The 656-nt window shown below is 59.0% G+C and carries 2 protein-coding genes and 1 pseudogene; all 3 read right to left on the reverse strand.

The genetic code is table 11. From position 1 onward, the window contains the following. Window positions 1–182, reverse strand: a pseudogene (locus MUY21_RS15975) (hypothetical protein); the annotation flags it as partial. Then, the gene (locus tag MUY21_RS15980; protein ID WP_248411266.1) at window positions 179–481 is read right to left on the reverse strand and encodes a hypothetical protein; all 303 of its coding nucleotides are present in this window, start codon (window positions 479–481) and stop codon (window positions 179–181) included. The gene MUY21_RS15980 and the pseudogene MUY21_RS15975, both read right to left, overlap by 4 nt. Then, the gene (locus MUY21_RS15985) at window positions 478–639 is read right to left on the reverse strand and encodes an AlpA family phage regulatory protein (RefSeq protein ID WP_348984600.1); all 162 of its coding nucleotides are present in this window, start codon (window positions 637–639) and stop codon (window positions 478–480) included. Before MUY21_RS15985 ends, MUY21_RS15980 begins: the two co-directional genes overlap by 4 nt. Window positions 640–656 lie beyond the last annotated feature (17 nt).

Raw genomic sequence — 656 nt, forward strand, 5'->3', positions numbered from 1 at the left:
AGCGCGTCCATCACGGCCCCATAAGAGCAGCCCGCATGGCAATGCACCAATATACGACCATCGACCCCCACGCCCAGGCTTAGACTGGGCGACCGATCTTCATGGGCGGGACAATAGGCAAGCCCGTTTTGTCCGCGCCAGGTTCCTCCAAGCGTGCGGGTAATGTGTTCGGCCAGGATCATTGCCGCACCTCGCAGGCAAACCGTGCGGGCAAGGCGTCCATGAATGGATGCTGAGGGGCGTTATACGCCTGTTGAAGCCGGATCAGGGCCTCTTTGGTGGTGCAGTAGCCAATATTGCGCCAAGCTGCCCCCAACACGGATATTTTGCGGCGCTGCTTTTGCAAGACCCATTGCAGACCGTGGCGACAGACGATGACCCGATAATGCCCCTTGCGGAACAGCTCGGCGCGGTAGTTGTCCGAGGTTTCGCGAACGCTAAGATTGGCGGAGTGTACAAAACTGCAATTGTGCATGTTCATTGGAACACCCCGCCCAGGCTGCGCGCTTCAAACCACGCTTCAATGTCGATGGCTCGCCAGCCGACAGCACGCTTGCCCAACTTGATCGGCTTGGGGAATGTCCCCTCGGCCATCATCGCGTAAAGCGTCGAGCGTGACAGCCCGACCAATTGTTCCACATCCGGGCGTCGATAGA

The sequence above is a fragment of the Aliiroseovarius sp. S2029 genome (assembly GCF_023195575.1).
GTDB classification, from domain to species: domain Bacteria; phylum Pseudomonadota; class Alphaproteobacteria; order Rhodobacterales; family Rhodobacteraceae; genus Aliiroseovarius; species Aliiroseovarius zhejiangensis.